This is a genomic window from Sphingomonas phyllosphaerae (genome assembly GCF_029623345.1).
Taxonomy (GTDB): Bacteria; Pseudomonadota; Alphaproteobacteria; order Sphingomonadales; family Sphingomonadaceae; genus Sphingomonas; species Sphingomonas phyllosphaerae_C.
Genome location: NZ_JAPYKH010000003.1, coordinates 264126 through 278224, shown reverse-complemented (window position 1 = coordinate 278224; position 14099 = coordinate 264126). Strand labels below are relative to the sequence as shown.

The window sequence follows — 14099 nt, the reverse complement described above, 5'->3', positions numbered from 1 at the left end:
TCTCTGTCATCCCCGCCTGCGTCATCCTGAACTTGTTTCAGGATCCTCGATCCCGCGAGAGCCGCCGGTGAGTGCGTGGCACGGTGGATCCTGAAACGAGTTCAGGATCACACCAACGTCGAGAAGCGGTGTGTTACTACCGCTGCCCGCTACAGCAGCGCTTCGATATCGGCTCGCAGCGCCTCTGGCGCCGTGGTCGGCGCATAGCGGCGCACCGTTTCGCCATCGCGGGCGACCAGAAACTTCGTGAAGTTCCACTTGATCGCGCGCGATCCCAGCAACCCCGGCGCGGCGCGCTTGAGCCGCTCGAACAACGGGTCGGCGCCCGGCCCGTTGACCTCGACCTTGGCGAAGATCGGGAAGGTCACGTCGTAGCTGGTCGAGCAGAAGGTCGCGATCGCGGCGGCGTCGCCGGGCTCCTGCGCACCGAACTGGTTGCAGGGGAATCCCAGCACCGCCAGCCCGCGCTCGGCGTGGGCTCGGTGGAGCTCCTCCAACCCGGCATATTGCGGCGTGAACCCGCACTGGGACGCCGTATTGACCACCAGCAGCACCTTGCCGGCATAGTCCGCCAGCGACTGCTCGCCGCCCGCGGCGGTGCGGACGCTCAGGTCGGTGATCGCGCTCATCCGTGCCTCCGCAGCAGGAAGTCGATGTTAGTCCGCACGCCCGGCCATTCCGATGCGATGATCGAGTAGACCACCAGGTCGCGCACCCGCCCGTTGAACAATTGGTGCGAGCGCAGCACCCCGTCGCGCTTGGCGCCGAGCCGCTCGATCGCGGCCTGCGAGCGCTTGTTGAACCAGTCAGTGCGGATCTGCACCACCTGGCAGCCGAGCGCGTCGAAGGCGTGGCCGAGCAGCAGCAGCTTGGCCTCGGTGTTGACCCCGGTGCGCTGTACCGAGCGAGCGTAAAAGGTGCCACCGATCTCGACACGGCGATGCGCCTCGCTCATCCGCATGAAGCGGGTGAGCCCGACCACCCGTCCGTCGGGAGTCTCCACCGCGAACGGCAGCGCTCGCCCGAAGTCACGCTCGCGCAGCGCGGCGGCGACGAAGGCGTCGGGGTCGGTCAGGCCGGAGACGTTGGCGAAGAAAAGCTCGGTCAGGTCGCCGTCACCCGCCGCGGCGGCCAGCGCGGGCGCATCATGAAGGGTGAGCGGGCGGAGCACCACGTGCTGGCCCACCAGCCGCGGCGTCTCGCGCCAGCGGCTCACGCGATCGTGCCCTCGTGCAGCCGGACGACGCGGTCCATCTTGGCGGCGAGCCGCTCGTTGTGCGTCGCCACCAGCGCCGCCGAGCCTTCGCCGCGCACCAGCCGCAGGAACTCGGCGAGCACGACGTCGGCGGTATGCTCGTCGAGGTTGCCGGTCGGCTCATCGGCCAGCACCAGCGCGGGCCGGTTGGCGAGCGCGCGCGCCACCGCGACGCGCTGCTGCTCGCCGCCCGAGAGTTGCGCCGGGCGATGCGTCAGCCGGTGCCCAACGCCGAGTGCAGTGAGCAGCCCCGCGGCGCGCTCCTCCGCGGGCGCGCGCTCGGCGCCGTGGATCAGCTGCGGAAGCACCACGTTTTCGATCGCGTTGAAGTCGGGCAGCAGGTGGTGGAACTGGTAGACGAAGCCGAGCCGGTCGCGCCGCATCGCGGTCCGCCCCGCGGCGTCGAGCTGCGCCGCCTCCACCCCGCCGATCCGGATCGAGCCCCCGAACCCGCCTTCGAGCAGCCCCACCGCCTGGAGCAAAGTCGACTTGCCCGAGCCCGATGGCCCCAGCAGCGCGACGATCTCGCCCGGCGCGATGGCGAGGTCGACGCCGCGCAGCACGTGGATGGTTGCCCCACCCTGGGTAAAGCTGCGCGCCAGATTGCTCGTCTGGAGGACCGCCTCACTCCGACCGGGACGCAGCATCGCCTCACTCATAGCGCAGCACCTCGACCGGGTCGGTGCCCGCCGCCTTTAGCGCGGGATAAACCGTGGCCAGGAAGGTCATCAGCAGCGTGATCAGCACGATCGCGACAATCTCGACCGGGTTGGGCTTGGACGGCAGCTCCGTGAGATAGCGGATCGACGGGTCCCATAGATTCTGCCCGGTGATCGCCTGCACCGCGTTCACCACCGACTGGCGGATGAACAGGAAGCCGAAGCCGAGCAGCAGCCCCGCGACGGTGCCGAGCACCCCGATCGTCGTCCCCACCGTGATGAAGATGCGCAGCATCGCGCCGCGGCTCGCGCCCATGGTGCGCAGGATCGCGATGTCGCGCGTCTTGGAGCGCACCAGCATGATCAGCGACGAGGCGATGTTGAAGGCGGCGACCAGGATGATGATGCACAACACGGTGAACATCGCGACCCGCTCGACCGCCAGCGCGTCGAACAGCTCGGCGTTGAGCCGGCGCCAGTCGGCCACCGCGGCATAGCCCTGCACCTTGCGCGTGAGCGGCGCGAGGATCTCGCCGACGCGATCCGCATCGCTGGTCTGCAGCTCGATGATGCCGACGCTGTCGCCGCTCAGCAGCAGCGTCTGCGCGTCGGCGAGCGGCATCACGACATAGGCCTTGTCATAGTCGTACACGCCGACTTCGAAGATCGCGCCGACGGTATAATTGACGTAGCGCGGCATTGTGCCGAACGGGGTCGAGGGGCCGAGCGGGTTGATCAGCGTGATCTCGGACCCGATCGTCGCGCCGAGCTGCTCCGCCAGCCGCGCGCCGATCGCGACATTGTCGCTGCCCGGCGTCACGCTCGCGAGGCGGCCGACGATCACCTTGGAGTTGATCGTCGGGTTGCTGCGGATGTCCTCCGGCCGCATGCCGCGCAGGATGATCCCCTCGGCGCGGCCGTTGTAGGTGACGAACAGCGGCTGCTCGATCATCGGGATCGCGCCGGTGACGCCGGGGGTCGCCTTCGCCTCGGCGAGCGCGCGGCGCCAGTCGGGCAGACGGCCGTTATAGCCCTGGATCACGGCATGGCCGTTAAGCCCGACGATCTTGTCGAACAGCTCGGCGCGAAAGCCGTTCATGACGCTCATGACGATGACCAGAGCGGCGACGCCAAGCATCACCGCGCCGAGCGAGAAGCCCGCGACCAGGACGATGAACCGCTCACCGCGACCGGGCAGCAGATACCGCCGCGCGATCATGCTCTCGTAGCGCGACAGCAACATGCCGCCGCCTCTAGGATGACGCGCGCGGCGGCGCAACGGGGCGTGTGGCGGATTCGACACAGAGCTGCCGCAATCGGTTTTGCCGGCGTTCATTTCGGTCGACAGCCGAACGCCGCACCAGCATACCTTTCCTCACTGGCACACAGGCAACGGCCGTGGTTCGGGGAATGCCGTCGAGCTCCGCTTCACACCGAAGCGTGCGGGCAGATGGCGGGATAGGGGGCTGACGAGCGATCGTCACGCAGGCGCCCGGGTCGCGATGAGCGGCCCGGGCGTTTGCTTTGTGGCAGCAATGTGGTGCCGCCATGCTCCCGCGCAAGCGGGAGCATGATCCGGGATCAGAAATTCGCCGATACGGTCACACCATAAGTGCGCGGGTCACCCGGTTGGCCGACTACCAGCCCGGTGTTGCCCGACTGGGTCGCCAGCAGCTCGTAGTAATCCTGGTCGAAGGCGTTGCGCAGCCACAGGAAAGCGTTGAGCCCGCGAGCACTGCGATAGCCCAGCCGCACGTTCGAGATCGAGTAGCCCGCGATGTTGGTGTAGATCGACTCCGACGGGTTGCTCGAGAAGTCGGAGCGGTAGCTGCCGTCATAGCCGAGATAGACGTTGCCGCCTTCGCCGCCCAGCGTCACCGGCACCGCATATTCGGCACCGTAGGAGAAGGCCCATTTCGAGATGCCGGGCAGGCGCTGGCCCGAGATGTCGCAATTGGCCGGGCTGTTCGTGCCACCCGACAGCTCGGGCGGGCACGGCGCATCGGTGAAGTCGACGTATTTGGCGTCGGTATAAGCCGCGTTGGCGTAGACGTTGAGCCGGGTTGTCGGGCGGAACGCCGAGTCGAGCTCGACGCCACGGGTCCGCACCTTGCCCGCATTGGCGAGATAGCCGCGCAGCACGCCCAGCTGGCCGTTGGTGACGGTCGCCTGATAGTCCGAGATATCGGTCCAGAAGGCCGCCAGGTTCACTGTCGCGCGGCGGTCGAGGAACTGGGTCTTGAGTCCCAGCTCATAATGGTTGACCTTCTCGGGCTTCACCGTCTCCGCGCTCAGGATCGGGTTGTTGCTCGCATCGAGCGGGAGACCCGAGAGGTTGATCCCGCCCGACTTGTAGCTGCGTGCGTAAGTGGCATAGCCGTGCACGTCGGCGGCGATGTCCCAGGCCGCGGTGATGTCACCCGAGACGTTCCAGTTGTCGAAGTCGGGCGCGTAGCTCTGCGGCGCGAGAACGCCGCGCTGGTCGCTGGTCAGCGTGGTCGAGCCGCTGCCCGTCGTCACGACCGAGACATAGGAGCCGCGCTTCTTGTCATTATTGACGCGGAGGCCGGGCGCGATCGAGAAGGTCTCGCCCACGTGCCAGGTCAGCTTCCCGAACGCCGCGGCGGACGTGTTGCTAAAGCCGATCGTGTTGCGCGCGGTCAGCCCGTCGAGGATCGCCGGGTTGCACGCCGCGCTGCTCGGGCGCGCGCAGCCGTTGGCGCCGAACGGCGGATCACCCGGGTTGAGCAGCCACCGGCTTGCGGCCGGGCCCTGCACCTGAAGCCCCTGCGTGTCGATCGTCTGACGGAAGTAGAACAGGCCGGCGACATAGTCGACGCGGTGCTGCCCGTTCGACGCGACGCGCAGCTCCTGGCTCACCTGCTTCTGCTGCGACGGGTTGGCCGAGACGGTGGTGATCGGCAGGCCGATGAAGTCGCGGTCGTTCGACGGGTCCCAGTCCCAGAAGCGCCACGCGGAAACAGAGGTGAGCGTCGCCGCGCCGACGTCCCAATTGGCCACCAGCGACACGCCGCCCAACTCCTGCCGCGCGCGCAAGGGTGTGTCGAGGTCGGTCAGCCGATCGAAGGCGTTGCGCGACGGCGGCGCGTAGCCGAAGGCGGCGGCGAGCGCCTCATATTGCCGCGCCAGCGGTCGCTGCGTGCGGCCGACACGCGCAAAGATCTGCGCGCAACAGTCCGGGTTCTGGTGATTATAGTCGCCGGCGAGCGTGAGATCGAGGTTCGACGCGGCCTGCCAGAACAATTGCCCGCGCAGGCTGCGATTGTCCTGCGCGTTGACATAGGCGCCGGTGTGCGTGTTGTAGATCGTGCCGCGCCGCGACGTCACCGAGGCGGACAGGCGGATCGCCAGCGTGTCGTCGATCAGCGGGCCGGAGGCCGAGGCCTTGGCCTGGAGGAACTCGAGATTGCCCGCGGTCAGCTCGATGCGCGCTTCGGGCGTGAAGCTCGGCCGCCGCGTCGTGATGTTGATCGCGCCCGCGGTGGTGTTCTTGCCGTAGAGCGTGCCCTGCGGGCCGCGCAGGATCTCGATCCGCTCGGTGTCGGTAAAGTCGAAGGTCGCCGAGGCGATGCGGGAGTAATAGACCTGGTCGACATAGATGCCGACGCCCTGCTCGATCCCGTCGTTGGTGAGGCCGAACGGCGCACCCAGGCCGCGGATGTTGGCCGCCGAGTTGCGCGGGTTGGTCGAGTAGAATTGCAACGTCGGCTGGATCTGCGTGAGCCGGCTGACATTGTACGCGCCGGTCTCCGCCAGCGCGGTCCCGCCGATCACCGAGACCGCGAGCGGCACGCGCTGCACGCTCTCGGCGCGGCGCCGCGCGGTGACGACGATGTCGCCCCCGCCCTGCTGCGCCGGGCCGAGCCGACCCCGCTCGGTGTTGCCGCTGCCGTCGACCGTGCCACGCACCACCGCATCATCCTGCGACGGTGCTGGATCGGCGGGCGCACCCGTCGCCTGATCAGCCGCGGCGGACGGAACGGCGGCCTGCGCCAGTAGAAGCGCGAGCGTGAGCGACATCGATTTCCCCCTGTTTACCTCGACATCATCCTGCATCGCCGATCCCGCATAGTCCATCAACGAAGTAGGAGTATCAGGGGGACTTGAAACGCTTCGCGCTACTCCCATGTAGCTAGCGTGCGGCGCCGCTGGCCGGGCCACACGAACAGAGGCGCCGCGGATGACCGGGCGCCTTGCTTCAAATAGCTCATCGGAGGATTTGAACATGCGTTTCGACCTGACTCCCTACCGCCGCTCGACCATCGGCTTCGATCGTCTGTTCGACATGATCGAGGCGAACGCGCGCGGCGCATCCGAGAATTATCCGCCGTTCAACCTGGAGCGTGTCGCCGACGACCGCTACCGCATCACGCTGGCCGTCGCCGGCTTCAGCCGCGACGAGATCGAGATCACCGCGCAGCAAAATCTGCTGCAGGTGGCCGGCAAGAAGGACGATCGGGCGGAGAATGCGCAGTTCCTCCACCTCGGCATCGCCAACCGCAGCTTCGAGCGGCGGTTCGAGCTGGCCGACTTCGTGTTCGTGGAGGACGCGCGGCTGAACGACGGGCTGCTGGTGATCGATCTGGTTCGCGAGGTGCCTGAGGCGATGAAGCCGAAGTCGATCGCGATCAAGAGTGGCCCTCAGCTCGCTGCGGTGGAGGACAAAGCCATCGACGCGGCGCGCGCCGCGTAAGCGTCAGCCGCGCGAGCGGGATCGGCGTCTCTTTGCTCCCTTTCGAGGCGCCGGTGGGGGCGTCCGGGCCGACAGGTCCGGGCGCCTTTCCCTTATAGGTTCACTCGGCGCGTCGGTTGCCGCCATCCTCGCCCCCTCGCCCGCGCGGGGCGTGGCCGAGCCGCGGCGCGGGCTTGGGCAAGCGACGCGCGGGGGCTTCGATCTGACGATGGCGCGGCGCGCCGGCTCGGGTCGGCGTGGGGCGGTCGAGCAGGAAACACGCGACCTCCTGCGCGAGCGCGTCCGCCTCGCCGGCGAGCGCGCGCGCCGCGGCCGTCGTCTGCTCCACCATGGCTGCGTTCTGCTGGGTGACGCCATCCATCTCGGCGATGGCCTTGCTCACCTGCACCAGTCCGGTCGACTGCTGGTCGGCGGCCTCTGCGATCTGCGCCACCAGCGCGCCGATCTCGCCGACCCGCGCGATGATCCGGGTCAATGCGTTACCCGCCTCGACCACCAACTTGGCGCCCGCGCCGACCTGCTCGGTCGAGGCGCCGATGCGCTTCTTCACGTCGCGCGCGGCGTCGGCGGAGCGCTGCGCCAGCGCGCGCACCTCCTGCGCCACCACTGCGAAGCCGCGCCCGGCGTCGCCCGCGCGCGCCGCCTCTACCCCCGCGTTGAGGGCGAGCAGGTTGGTCTGGAAGGCGATCCCGTCGATCACGCTGATGATATCGCCGATCTCGTGCGAGGCGCGCTCGATCCCGCTCATCGCCGCGACCGCGCGGCGCACCACCTCGCCCGAGCGCTCGGCGTCGCTGCGGGTCTCCACCACCACGCCGTTGACGCGCGACACGCCCTCCGCGGTCTGCCGCACCGTCTCGGTGATCTGCTGCATCGCCGCCGAGGTCTGCTCCAAGCCGGCGGCATGTTTCTCGGTACGGAGCGACAGATCGTCGCTCGCCTGAAGAATTTCGTCGGCTCCCTCGCTGATCCCGGCGGCACTCGCCTGCACCGACGCGAGTACGGCTGCCAGCGCTTCGATCGCATCGTTGAAGTCGGTGCGCAGCTTGCCGAATGCTCCCTCCAGTTCGGTGTCGACGCGGGTCGTCAGATCACCGCGGGCGAGCGAGTCGAGCCCCGCGCCCACGCTGGTGACGATCAGCGCAGTCTGCCGCGCCTTCTCCTGCTCGGCGGCGAGCAACCGGTCGCGCAGCCTGATTGCGGCGGCGGCGAGGTCGCCGACCTCATCGCCGCGCCCCGCACCGGCGATCTCGACGCCCAGGTCGCCGTCGGCGAGCCGCAGCAACCCGTTGGTCACTGCATCGAGCGGCCGCGCGATGCCGCGGATCAGCATCATCAGCAGCGCGATCACGAGCAGCGCGGTCAGACCCATCGCCACGAACGTGATCGCTCGCGCCTCGCCGACGAGCGAGCGCGCGGTGGCGACGCCGTTATCCAGCGAGCCCGACTGCTGCACCAGCAAGCGAGTGGCATCGCGCGCGACGTCGGAGAAGGCCGGCGCGCGCGCGCGGAAGGCCGCGAGCGCCGCCGCCCCGGCACGGCGATACTGGCTCGATCCGAACGAGCGATAGGTCGCCCAGTCATGTGCGAATTCGTGCAACAAGCCCTGCGTCACCGGTGAGCGCAGCCGACCGTCGAGCTCCGCGATCCGGGTTTCCACCGAGCGCGCGCGTTCGGCGAGGTCCTGCTCCGCTGCGGCCGCCTCGGCACCGTCGCGCGCGCCTGCCATTGTCGCCTCGCCGAGCCGATATTGCGTGGCTGCCAGCGCTATCGCCGAGGCCGACTCGTAATTGAGGCGGCGGTGAACGCCGATATCTTCCGCGACCGCCTCGATGCGGCTCACGTTGGCGAGCGCGAGCAGGTTGATCCCCAGCATGACGACAAAGATCACCGCGTACGACAGGATGAGCCTGGGCGCGATGCGTACCTGATTCATCTGAGGCGAGCTCCGTTGACCGCGCCGCCATTCGGCTGCGGTTCCGCTGCCTCAATTATAAGACGGCCGCTCGCCGGAGCGGTCGTCGCGCCGCTACACGAGCCGGCTCTGCTTGACCGCGGCCTCGATGAAGCTGGCGAACAGCGGGTGCGGATCGAACGGCTTGCTCTTCAGCTCCGGATGGAACTGCACGCCGACGAACCACGGGTGGTCGGGACGCTCGACGATCTCGGGCAAGGTGCCGTCGGGCGACATGCCCGAGAAGACCAGCCCACCCTTCTCCAACGCCTCGCGATAGCCGGTGTTGACCTCGTAACGGTGGCGATGCCGCTCGGAGATATGCGTGTCGCCGTAGATCGAGGCGACCACACTGTTGCCCGCGAGCGTCGCGTCATAGGCGCCAAGCCGCATCGTGCCGCCCATGTCGCCCTGCGCCTCGCGCTGCTCGAGCCCGTCGCGCCCCATCCACTCGGTAATGAGGCCGACGACGGGCTGCTCGGTCGGCCCGAACTCGGTCGACGAGGCCTCGGCGATGCCGGCGAGGTCGCGCGCGCCCTCGATGCACGCCATCTGCATGCCGAAGCAGATGCCGAAATAAGGAATCTCGCGCTCGCGCGCGAAGCGCACCGACTTGATCTTGCCCTCGGCGCCGCGCTCGCCGAATGCGCCGGGGACGAGGATCGCGTCGAGTGGTTCGAGCTGGCTGACGATCTCCTCGTCGTCATGCTCGAACAGCTCGGCGTCGATCCAGCGGACGTTGACCTTGACGCGGTTGGCGATTCCGCCGTGCACAAGCGCCTCGTTAAGCGACTTATAGGCGTCTTGCAGGCCAACATATTTGCCGACGACGCCGACCGTCACCTCGCCCTCCGGATGCTGGAGGCGATCGACGATCTCCTGCCAGCGGCTGAGCTCGGGTGGCGAGGACGGCGTGATGCCGAAGGCGCGCAGCACCTCCGAATCGAGGCCCTCGGCGTGATATTGCAGCGGCACTGCGTAGATGCTGGCCGCGTCGAGCGCCGGGATCACCGCGCTCTCGGGCACGTTGCAGAACAATGCGATCTTGGCGCGCTCCGAGACCGGGAGCGGCTTCTCGCAGCGACACACCAGCACGTCGGGCTGTACGCCAAGCGCGGCGAGCTCGCGCACCGAATGCTGCGTCGGCTTGGTCTTCAGCTCACCCGCGGCGGCGATGTACGGCACGAGCGTGACGTGGACCGAGATGGCATTCCCGCGCCCGACCTCGTTCTTGAGCTGGCGGATCGACTCGATGAAGGGCAGCGACTCGATGTCGCCCACCGTCCCGCCGATTTCGCACAGCACGAAGTCGAGGTCGTCGGTCTCGGCGCGCGCGAACGCCTTAATCGCGTCGGTGACGTGCGGGATCACCTGCACCGTCGCGCCGAGATAGTCGCCGCGGCGCTCGCGCTCGATGATCGTCTTGTAGATGCGACCGGAAGTGATGTTGTCCGACTGGCGGGACGCCACACCGGTGAAGCGCTCGTAATGGCCGAGGTCGAGATCTGTCTCGGCGCCGTCATCGGTGACGTAGACCTCGCCATGCTGATACGGGCTCATCGTCCCCGGATCGACGTTGAGATAGGGATCGAACTTGCGGATGCGCACGCGATAGCCGCGCGCCTGAAGCAGTGCCGCGAGGCTCGCCGCCATGAGACCTTTACCGAGCGAGGAGACCACGCCGCCGGTGATGAAGATATACCGCGCCATGGGGCGAACTGCCTAACCTTATAGTACGAGCGAGGGCAAGCGCGCGGTGAGGCCGCGCGCGACGAGTCGACGCTGTAGGAGTGATCAGCGCGCCAGCGGCACGCCGTTGTCGGCCGGTGCCGGAGCCGGCGCGGCAGCATTCGCCGGCGCACCCGCGAGCGGGACCTGCGAAGCGGCGTCTGGCTGGGTCGGCGCCGGCTGCTGCGTCTGCGCCGCAGGCACGCGCCGCTGCAGCGAGGTATCGACCGAGACTGCCCCACGATGCGCCGCGATGAAGGCGAGCACGATGCTCATCAACACGAAAATTCCCGCCAGCACCGAGGTGGCGCGCGTGAGGAAGTCGGCCGCGCCGCGCGCCGACATCAGCCCGGACGGACTGCCCGACGAGGTCAAGCCGCCGCCTTCCGAGCGCTGCATCAGGATCACGGTGACGAGGGCAGCCGCGATGATGGCCTGGACGACGAGCAGGAAGGTGAACATGGGAGCGACGCGGGTCCGATACAGCCAGGGGCAGGCGCGAGCAGGTCGCGCACGCCGGATGGCGGGCACATAGGGGAGCGGCGGGCGCGGATCAACCGCGCCGCTCGCGCCCGCAACGGCACGATTTCGCTTCGCTAATTCGTGACATGGCTGAAACCAGCCGCGGAAGCGGGCGTTATTCTCGCACAAACCCGGAACGGACCGGGCGCGATGCAGCGGGACGAGGACGTGGCAACATTAGCGCAACCCGAACTTAGTTCGTGGATGAACGCGCTGGTCGATTACGTGCGCTCGGGCGAGCCCGACCTCACTAATCGCCAGATGGCGCTCCTCCTGGTCGTTTACTTGCGGCCGGGGCCGCATACGGTGCGCGGCTTGGCACGCGTACTCAACGTCTCCAAACCCGTGGTGACGCGCGCCTTGAACAGACTGGGTGCGCTCGGCTATCTGCGCCGCCAACGCGACGACAGCGACAAGCGCAACATCTTCGTCGCGCGCACATCCGAAGGGGCAGATTTTCTTGAGGAGTTCGGCCAGTTCATCGGTGACGGCGACCACCCGCCCGCCCGCGCCGTCGGGCAGCAGCACGTCACCGCGTAGCGGCTTCACGCTGACGGGGCGGTCGCGCACGCTCGACCCGCGCACCCATGCCGTGCGCGCCGATATCGCCGACGTGCGCCTCGCCGATCAGGTATTCGCGCCGCATTACGCCGCGCCGCTGCGCCGTTCGCTCGCCGCGACGGCGATGTTGCGCGAATCGCGCGATCCTGCCTCTGCGGCGCTGGCAGAGCTGCCCGCGGGCGCGGCGTTCGACTTGCTTGACCTTACCGGCGGCGTCGCCTGGGGGATTGCGGTGGAAGCCAATCTCGTCGGCTATGTCGACGCCGCGACGGTGCGCGCCGCGTGACGATATCGGTCTTCATCGACGGCGCCGCGGGCACCACGGGGCTGGAGATCCGCGAGCGGCTCGCGAGCCGCGGCGACGTCGCGCTGGTGACGGTCGATGAGTCGCGCCGCAAGGACGCCGCGGCGCGTGCCCAGGCACTCAACGACGCCGACGTCGTGATCCTCTGCCTCCCCGATGACGCTGCGCGCGAGGCGGTGGCGATGATCGCCAACGATCGCACCCGCGTGATCGACGCCTCCACGGCGCATCGAGTCGCTCCCGACTGGACCTATGGCCTCGCCGAGCTGGAGCCCGATCACTCGGACCGGATCGCGGCGGCGCGCCTGGTCACCAATCCGGGCTGCTATCCCACCGGTTTCCTCGCGCTGGTGCGCCCCCTGGTGCGCGCGGGGCTGCTCGCCGCCGACACGCCGCTCAGCGTCAACGCCGCCTCCGGCTATTCGGGCGGCGGCAAGGCGATGATCGCCGAGTTCGAGGGTGGCGAGGTGGCCACTGCTTTCCGCCCCTACGCGCTGGCGCTCGCGCACAAGCATGTCGGCGAGATGACGCGGCACGCCGGGCTCACCGTTGCGCCGATCTTCCAGCCCGCCGTGGCGCGCACCTATCGCGGCATGGTGGTGCAGGTCCCGGTTCACCTGAGCCAGCTTGCCCGCGCCGCCACGCTCACCGACCTGTCCGAGGTGCTGGCCGCCGCCTATGACGGCGAGCGCGTGGTCCGCTTCGCGCACGAGGCGGCCACCGTCGTGAAGATCGAGGACGACGCCGGCACCGACCGCATGACACTGCGCGTCGTCGGCAACCAGGCCAGCGGCCAAGCGCTGCTGATCGCCACGCTCGACAATCTCGGCAAAGGCGCCGCGGGCGCGGCGGTGCAAAATCTCAATATCATGGCCGGCTTCGACCCCGTCGCCGGTTTGACCCTCTAGAAAGCGACGCAGGAGACTCAGATGGAGCGCAATCCGGTGGGCAAGCTGCTGCTGTTCGGTGCGACCGGCGACCTCGCCAAGCGAATGCTGCTGCCCTCGCTGTACGGGCTACACGCCGACGGCCTGCTGCCCGCCGGGCTGACGATCACCGGCTCGGCCCGCAGCGACCTCAACGACGACGCCTTCCGCGACGTCACGCGCAAGGCGCTGGACGAGTTCCTGCCGGCCGACCGCAAGGACGCGGGCGCGATCGACAGTTTTCTCCAGCGGCTCCAGTTCCAGCCGGCCGACCTGTCGGACCCGAACAGCTTCCAGCCGCTCGCCGACAAGATCGGCGACGTCACCGGTGGCCTTGCCATCTATCTGTCCACCGCGCCGTCCTTGTTCGAGCCAGCGGTGAAGGGACTCGAGAGCGTCGGCCTCGCCGGTGACACGGTGCGGATCGGGCTGGAGAAGCCGCTCGGCTACGACCTCGAGTCGAGCCGGGAGATCAACGACACCGTCGCCTCCGCCTTCCCGGAGGACCGCATCTTCCGGATCGATCACTATCTCGGCAAGGAGACGGTGCAGAACATCCTGGCGCTGCGCTTCGGCAATTCGATGTTCGAGCCGATCTGGAACGCCACCGGGATCGACAACGTCCAGATCACGATCGCCGAGACGGTCGGGCTCGAGGATCGCGCCGGTTATTACGAGGGGGCGGGCGCGCTGCGCGACATGGTCGCCAACCACGTGCTCCAGCTGGTCGCGCTGATCGCGATGGAGCCTCCCGCGCTGTACGACGGCACCGCGATCCGCGACGAGAAGGCCAAGGTGTTCCGCTCGCTACGCCACATGAAGCCGGAGGAGGTGCAGGGCTATACCGTCACCGGCCAGTATGAGGAGGGCGCGGTCAGCGGCAAGGTCGTGCGCGGCTACGATTCCGAGCTCGGCTATGATAGCGACGTCGAGACCTTCGTCGCGATCAAGGCGTTCGTCGACAATTGGCGCTGGCAGGGCGTGCCCTTCTACCTGCGCACCGGCAAGCGCATGGCCAAGCGCCGCAGCGAGATCGCGATCCAGTTCAAGCCGGTGCCGCACTCCATGTTCTCGGGCCGGGGGGGACTGCTCCAGCCCAACAAGCTGATCATCCGCCTCCAGCCCGAGGAATATATCCAGCTGCTGGTGATGACCAAGGAGCCGGGGCTCGATCGCGAGGGGATCAAGCTGCGCGAGGTGCCGCTCAATCTGAGCCTCGACGCGCAGTTCGCAGGCTCGCGCCGCCGCATCGCCTATGAGCGGCTGCTGCTCGACCTGATCGAGGGCGACCAGACCTTGTTCGTCCGCCGCGACGAGGTCGAGGCGCAGTGGAAGTGGATCGACGCGATCCGCTCCGGCTGGGCAGCCGCGCAGACCAAGCCGAAACATTATGCCGCTGGCACTTGGGGCCCCGCCGGCGCGATTGCGCTGACCGAGCGCGACGGCGTGAGCTGGCACGACGATTGAGATGTTCGG

At 68.3% G+C, this 14099-nt stretch carries 13 protein-coding genes; 5 read left to right on the top strand and 8 right to left on the bottom strand.

Going from position 1 to position 14099, the window contains the following annotated elements; genetic code table 11:
- Positions 1–149 precede the first annotated feature (149 nt).
- The 5 genes from QBJ89_RS04865 to QBJ89_RS04845 form a co-directional block, all read right to left on the bottom strand.
- Positions 150–629, bottom strand: coding sequence for a glutathione peroxidase (locus QBJ89_RS04865; protein ID WP_277979402.1), 480 nt, complete (start codon positions 627–629; stop codon positions 150–152).
- Entirely contained in the window at positions 626–1216 is a 591-nt protein-coding gene (locus QBJ89_RS04860; RefSeq protein ID WP_277979401.1) for a GNAT family N-acetyltransferase, read from the bottom strand. Before QBJ89_RS04860 ends, QBJ89_RS04865 begins: the two co-directional genes overlap by 4 nt.
- The gene (locus QBJ89_RS04855; RefSeq protein ID WP_431522504.1) at positions 1213–1914 is read right to left on the bottom strand and encodes an ABC transporter ATP-binding protein; all 702 of its coding nucleotides are present in this window, start codon (positions 1912–1914) and stop codon (positions 1213–1215) included. Before QBJ89_RS04855 ends, QBJ89_RS04860 begins: the two co-directional genes overlap by 4 nt.
- Positions 1907–3157, bottom strand: a complete 1251-nt coding sequence (locus QBJ89_RS04850; protein ID WP_277979400.1) for a lipoprotein-releasing ABC transporter permease subunit — start codon at positions 3155–3157, stop codon at positions 1907–1909. The genes QBJ89_RS04855 and QBJ89_RS04850 overlap by 8 nt, the downstream gene beginning before the upstream one ends.
- A gap of 338 nt (positions 3158–3495) precedes the next feature.
- Positions 3496–5955, bottom strand: coding sequence for a TonB-dependent receptor (locus tag QBJ89_RS04845; protein WP_277979399.1), 2460 nt, complete (start codon positions 5953–5955; stop codon positions 3496–3498).
- Between the two features lie 205 nt (positions 5956–6160).
- On the opposite strand from QBJ89_RS04845, the gene QBJ89_RS04840 reads away from it, so the two are divergent.
- Positions 6161–6628, top strand: a complete 468-nt coding sequence (locus QBJ89_RS04840) for an Hsp20 family protein (protein ID WP_277979398.1) — start codon at positions 6161–6163, stop codon at positions 6626–6628.
- Positions 6629–6728: 100 nt separating this feature from the next.
- Here QBJ89_RS04840 and QBJ89_RS04835 read toward each other — a convergent pair whose 3' ends face one another.
- The 3 genes from QBJ89_RS04835 to secG form a co-directional block, all read right to left on the bottom strand.
- Entirely contained in the window at positions 6729–8564 is a 1836-nt protein-coding gene (locus QBJ89_RS04835) for a methyl-accepting chemotaxis protein (RefSeq protein WP_277979397.1), read from the bottom strand.
- Between the two features lie 93 nt (positions 8565–8657).
- Positions 8658–10292, bottom strand: coding sequence for a CTP synthase (locus QBJ89_RS04830; RefSeq protein ID WP_277979396.1), 1635 nt, complete (start codon positions 10290–10292; stop codon positions 8658–8660).
- A gap of 84 nt (positions 10293–10376) precedes the next feature.
- Positions 10377–10772, bottom strand: a complete 396-nt coding sequence (gene secG / locus QBJ89_RS04825; RefSeq protein WP_277979395.1) for a preprotein translocase subunit SecG — start codon at positions 10770–10772, stop codon at positions 10377–10379.
- A 264-nt stretch (positions 10773–11036) separates the two neighbouring features.
- Here secG and QBJ89_RS04820 point away from each other — a divergent pair, with 264 nt between their 5' ends.
- The 4 genes from QBJ89_RS04820 to zwf are packed head-to-tail and all read left to right on the top strand — an operon-like array spanning position 11037 to position 14090.
- Positions 11037–11372: a MarR family transcriptional regulator gene (locus QBJ89_RS04820; protein WP_132908177.1), complete on the top strand. Its 336-nt coding sequence runs from the start codon at positions 11037–11039 to the stop codon at positions 11370–11372.
- Positions 11317–11679 (top strand): SH3 domain-containing protein, encoded by a 363-nt coding sequence (locus QBJ89_RS04815; RefSeq protein WP_277979394.1) that lies wholly within the window; start codon positions 11317–11319, stop codon positions 11677–11679. Before QBJ89_RS04820 ends, QBJ89_RS04815 begins: the two co-directional genes overlap by 56 nt.
- Positions 11676–12605: an N-acetyl-gamma-glutamyl-phosphate reductase gene (gene argC / locus QBJ89_RS04810; RefSeq protein ID WP_277979393.1), complete on the top strand. Its 930-nt coding sequence runs from the start codon at positions 11676–11678 to the stop codon at positions 12603–12605. The genes QBJ89_RS04815 and argC overlap by 4 nt, the downstream gene beginning before the upstream one ends.
- 21 nt (positions 12606–12626) lie before the next feature.
- On the top strand, positions 12627–14090 hold the full coding sequence (gene zwf, locus QBJ89_RS04805) for a glucose-6-phosphate dehydrogenase (protein ID WP_277979392.1): 1464 nt from the start codon (positions 12627–12629) through the stop codon (positions 14088–14090).
- The last annotated feature ends 9 nt before the right edge of the window (positions 14091–14099 follow it).

What these genes read in the sequence shown, in the direction of transcription:
- QBJ89_RS04865 (WP_277979402.1), bottom strand. Translation starts at nt 629, where the DNA reads ATGAGCGCGATCACCGACCTGAGCGTCCGCACCGCCGCGGGCGGCGAG.
- QBJ89_RS04855 (WP_431522504.1), bottom strand. Translation starts at nt 1,914, where the DNA reads ATGAGTGAGGCGATGCTGCGTCCCGGTCGGAGTGAGGCGGTCCTCCAG.
- QBJ89_RS04850 (WP_277979400.1), bottom strand. Translation starts at nt 3,157, where the DNA reads ATGTTGCTGTCGCGCTACGAGAGCATGATCGCGCGGCGGTATCTGCTG.
- QBJ89_RS04845 (WP_277979399.1), bottom strand. Translation starts at nt 5,955, where the DNA reads ATGTCGCTCACGCTCGCGCTTCTACTGGCGCAGGCCGCCGTTCCGTCC.
- QBJ89_RS04840 (WP_277979398.1), top strand. Translation starts at nt 6,161, where the DNA reads ATGCGTTTCGACCTGACTCCCTACCGCCGCTCGACCATCGGCTTCGAT.
- QBJ89_RS04835 (WP_277979397.1), bottom strand. Translation starts at nt 8,564, where the DNA reads ATGAATCAGGTACGCATCGCGCCCAGGCTCATCCTGTCGTACGCGGTG.
- QBJ89_RS04830 (WP_277979396.1), bottom strand. Translation starts at nt 10,292, where the DNA reads ATGGCGCGGTATATCTTCATCACCGGCGGCGTGGTCTCCTCGCTCGGT.
- secG (WP_277979395.1), bottom strand. Translation starts at nt 10,772, where the DNA reads ATGTTCACCTTCCTGCTCGTCGTCCAGGCCATCATCGCGGCTGCCCTC.
- QBJ89_RS04820 (WP_132908177.1), top strand. Translation starts at nt 11,037, where the DNA reads ATGAACGCGCTGGTCGATTACGTGCGCTCGGGCGAGCCCGACCTCACT.
- zwf (WP_277979392.1), top strand. Translation starts at nt 12,627, where the DNA reads ATGGAGCGCAATCCGGTGGGCAAGCTGCTGCTGTTCGGTGCGACCGGC.